The organism is Roseivivax jejudonensis, assembly GCF_900172265.1.
GTDB classification, from domain to species: Bacteria; Pseudomonadota; Alphaproteobacteria; order Rhodobacterales; family Rhodobacteraceae; genus Roseivivax; species Roseivivax jejudonensis.
This window is the reverse complement of the sequence record NZ_FWFK01000013.1, coordinates 2,501-7,168: the sequence shown is the minus strand read 5'-3', so window position 1 is coordinate 7,168 and position 4,668 is coordinate 2,501. Positions and strand designations below refer to the sequence as shown.

The 4,668-nt window shown below is 57.3% G+C and carries 1 tRNA gene and 2 rRNA genes; all 3 read right to left on the bottom strand.

The annotated features are described in order from the left end of the window. Positions 1 to 196 precede the first annotated feature (196 nt). Positions 197 to 273: transfer RNA gene (locus ROJ8625_RS20420), tRNA-Met, on the bottom strand. 101 nt (positions 274 to 374) lie between these two features. Next, a 5S ribosomal RNA gene (gene rrf, locus ROJ8625_RS20415) occupies positions 375 to 489 on the bottom strand. Positions 490 to 700: 211 nt separating this feature from the next. Continuing rightward, positions 701 to 4,248: ribosomal RNA gene (locus ROJ8625_RS20410) — 23S ribosomal RNA — on the bottom strand. Positions 4,249 to 4,668 lie beyond the last annotated feature (420 nt).

Genomic DNA, 4,668 nt, shown 5'->3' with positions numbered 1-4,668 from the left:
CTCGCGGAGAGCCTTCGGGACCCGGAGATCAGGACACAGGCGCTGGACGTCCTGCGCGGATTGATCGACCGGATCGTCGTGCAGCCTTCCGAGACGGGTGAGGACGTGACGATCGAATTGGAGGGAGTACTTACGGCGTTGCTGGGCGCGGCCCAGCCGGGTGCGCTTGCAGGTGCCGATACGAGTTCGCTTGAGGTGGTTGCGGGAGCAGGATTTGAACCTGCGACCTTCAGGTTATGAGCCTGACGAGCTACCGGACTGCTCCATCCCGCGCCATTTGGGCGATTTGTTTGCCCAGGCTCCGCGCCGTTTGAGTGGTGGTGCGGAGGGTATTTTGTGTCATCGTTTCGAGAGATACGTGCGTGTCTTACTAGGTTTGGCGGCGACCTACTCTCCCACGTCTTGAGACGCAGTACCATTGGCGCGACGGCACTTAACGGCCGGGTTCGGAATGGAGCCGGGTGTTTTGCTCGTGCTATGACCACCAAACCGAGAAAGACACGACGCGCATCCGCGCGGCGTGTCTTTCTGGGTGGCCGGAAGCGGTTTTGCGAAGCAAAAGCGCGTGGCCACACCTCAGACATGCCAGGTGCGGATACGCTTACCAACATGCGCCGTTCGACGCATCGCTGTCCTGATCTTGTTTCACAAGGGGTATGCTTTTCGACCAGATGACAGGTGAGCCTGTCTGTTTCTGGATCGAACCAAGCCTGTCGGGCCATTAGTACTGGTCAGCTGAGCGTGTTGCCACGCTTACACCTCCAGCCTATCGACGTGGTCGTCTACCACGGCCCTCGGGGAGACCTTGTTTTGAGGGGGGCTTCCCGCTTAGATGCCTTCAGCGGTTATCCTGTCCGATCATAGCTACCCTGCACTGCTGCTGGCGCAACAACAGGTCCACCAGTGGATCGTTCAACCCGGTCCTCTCGTACTAGGGTCAACTCCTCTCAAGTCTCCTACACCCACGGCAGATAGGGACCGAACTGTCTCACGACGTTCTAAACCCAGCTCACGTACCTCTTTAAACGGCGAACAGCCGTACCCTTGGGACCTGCTCCAGCCCCAGGATGAGATGAGCCGACATCGAGGTGCCAAACACTGCCGTCGATATGGACTCTTGGGCAGTATCAGCCTGTTATCCCCGGCGTACCTTTTATCCGTTGAGCGATGGCCCTCCCACTTGGGACCACCGGATCACTATGGCCGTCTTTCGACTCTGCTCGACTTGTCAGTCTTGCAGTCAGGCTGGCTTCTGCCATTGCACTCAACGAGCGATTTCCGACCGCTCTGAGCCAACCTTCGCGCGCCTCCGTTACGCTTTAGGAGGCGACCGCCCCAGTCAAACTACCCGCCACAGAGGGTCCCGGAACCGGATGACGGTTCGCGGTTAGACACCAAGCGAGGCAAGGGTGGTATCTCAAGGGTGGCTCCACCACGACTGGCGTCATGGTTTCAAAGCCTACCACCTATCCTGCACATGCCTGGCCTGGTGCCAGTCTGAAGCTGTAGTAAAGGTGCACGGGGTCTTTCCGTCTAACCGCGGGTAGCCGGCATCTTGACCGGCAATTCAATTTCGCTGAGTCGACGTTGGAGACAGCGGGGAAGTCGTTACGCCATTCGTGCAGGTCGGAACTTACCCGACAAGGAATTTCGCTACCTTAGGACCGTTATAGTTACGGCCGCCGTTTACCTGGGCTTCAATTCGGAGCTTGCACCCCTCCTTTTAACCTTCAGGCACCGGGCAGGCGTCAGACCCTATACGTCGCCTTACGGCTTCGCAGAGCCCTGTGTTTTTAGTAAACAGTCGCCACCCCCTGGTTTGTGCCCCCGCCCATCATAGGGCGGGCCTCCTTCTCGCGAACTTACGGAGGTATTTTGCCGAGTTCCTTCAACGTCGTTCTCTCAAGCGCCTTGGTATTCTCTACCAGTCCACCTGTGTCGGTTTCGGGTACGGTCCGAAGGAGGGCTATTTCCAGGGACTGCCGCGTACATGCCCCAATCCGATAAGGGACATGCGGTTCGGTCAATCCGTCACCATCTCCTGGCCCAGGAATATTAACCTGGTTCCCATCGACTACGCCTTTCGGCCTCGCCTTAGGGGCCGGCTTACCCTGCTCAGATTAGCTTTAAGCAGGAACCCTTGGACTTTCGGCGGGAGTGTCTCTCACACTCCTTGTCGCTACTCATGTCATCATTCTCGCTGGTGATCGCTCCACCGGTCAACCTTACGGTCCGGCTTCTCAGCAAGCCTCGCGTCTCCAATATGCCCGAAGGCATGAAGGAGACATGAGACTATATCACACCACGCTCCGCTACCACGCTCTCGCGTCCTCAGCTTCGGCTCATGGCTTGAGCCCCGTTACATCTTCGCCGCAGGACAACTTGTTTAGACCAGTGAGCTGTTACGCTATCTTTAAAGGATGGCTGCTTCTAAGCCAACCTCCTGGTTGTTTTGGTCGTCCCACCTGCTTTCCCACTTAGCCATGAATTGGGGGCCTTAGCTGGAGGTCAGGGTTGTTTCCCTCTCCACGACGGACGTTAGCATCCGCCGTGTGTCTGCCATCTAGTACTCCCGGGTATTCGGAGTTTGGTTAGGATCAGTAAGCCTGTGGGGCCCCATTACCCATCCAGTGCTCTACCCCCCGGGGTATTCGGATGACGCTCTACCTAAATAGATTTCGCGGAGAACCAGCTATCTCCGAGTTTGATTGGCCTTTCACCCCTAGGCACAACTCATCCCGACCTTTTTCAACAGGTGTGGGTTCGGACCTCCAGTACGTGTTACCGTACCTTCATCCTGGTCATGCCTAGATCACTCGGTTTCGGGTCTGATCCATCCAACTCATTCGCCCTATTAAGACTCGCTTTCGCTGCGCCTACACCTAACGGCTTAAGCTTGCTGGATAGACCAAGTCGATGACCCATTATACAAAAGGTACGCCGTCACAAGACTGGACACTTATGACGATCTTCGCGCAGCAAAGATCGGCAGGTGGGCGGCAGGTCATTGCCAGCAATGACCGAGAGCCCACACCCCTCCATTCCAGGAGGTGATCAGACAGGAACCTACCGCAGCGGCACCGACACCCGGAACTGCACCGTCTCGATGCCCGGATTGTCGTCGTAAAGGCCGGCATTGGAGCGATGATCGTAGCTGACGGCGTAACGCCAGCCGTTCATCGCCTCGTAACCCAGCTCGATCCCCGACCGGAATTGCACCGGACCGCCGAGGTCGAAGCCGTCGCCTTCCATGTAGTAGCCCGGCATCGCGTGCAACTCGACATAGTACGGAGAATATCCGAACTGCCAGTCCCACGTCATGCCCGCCCCGAGCCAGGTGCCCACGCCGTCGCCGGCCGAGAGGCCCAGCGTGGTCCCGAAGGGACCGAAGCGTGTGCTTGGATCGTAGCGCAGGTAGACCTCGGTGCCCTCGTCCGCACGCCGTTCGACCACCGTCCCGGCCGAGACGGCCAAGCGGGAGACGTCGTTCGTGCGGGTCAGGCACCCATCCACGCCACAATGGTTGAGCCCCATGTCGGTGAGGCCCGCCACCAGCAGCAATGCTGCAAAAGTTCCATCGGCCATTATTACTGCCCTACCACTTCGTTACTTGAGGGCGTTTTGCCTGCCCTTCGGTTTCGATGATAGAGCCAAATGGCCTCAGATCGTCATAAGAGTCCAGTCAAGCTCCGACTGATTGTAGGCGCTCGGTTTCAGGTACTGTTTCACTCCCCTCGTCGGGGTGCTTTTCACCTTTCCCTCACGGTACTGGTTCGCTATCGGTCAGTAAGGAGTACTTAGCCTTCGGGGGTGGTCCCCCGATCTTCAGACAGGATTACACGTGTCCCGCCCTACTTGATACGTCCCATCACGCTTCCCGTACGGGGCTGTCACCCGCTCTGGCACACCTTTCCAGGTGTTTCCGGTCACGCTCAAGGTTCGGCTGGTCCGCGTTCGCTCGCCACTACTAACGGAGTCTCTATTGATGTCCTTTCCTCCGGGTACTTAGATGTTTCAGTTCCCCGGGTTTGCTCTCAAAACCCTATATATTCAGATAATGAGTACCTGGTCATGCCTGCTGTTAGCTGCCCGAAGGCAATAACAACAAACATTCAGGTGGGTTGCCCCATTCGGAGATCCATGGATCAAAGCCTATTCTCGGCTCCCCATGGCTTATCGCAGAGTATCACGTCCTTCATCGCCTCTTACTGCCAAGGCATCCACCAAACGCCCTTCTCGCGCTTGATTCGATCCAGAAAGAGACAGGCCGATCAGGTGCGCCACTCGAGCGCATCGCCCTATCGCGGAACGACGCTGGTTCGTCGCCGTCCCTCTATCCTGGATCAAAAAGCATACTATCCCGCGCTCCTCAGTGTGCTACCGCCCATTCGGCTACTTGAGCACGATTAGGCGCAACACCTTCAGAGCACTTGGTTAGTGTACTTGACTTGGACAACGATTGCCCGTTTCGAACCGCGATACGGGTATGAACGCCTTTAACTCAGCAAGCGTCCTGCCCGCCGCCTCCCCGAAGGAAGGAACGGCCGAGATCATCCGCACACTCGCGGCGATCAGGCAATGTTGATTTTGTATCTCTCTTTACGATGTCATCGGCGTCACGTCCGAAGACGTGACGGTGTCGTCCCGATTGGACGGGCAAACACTTCT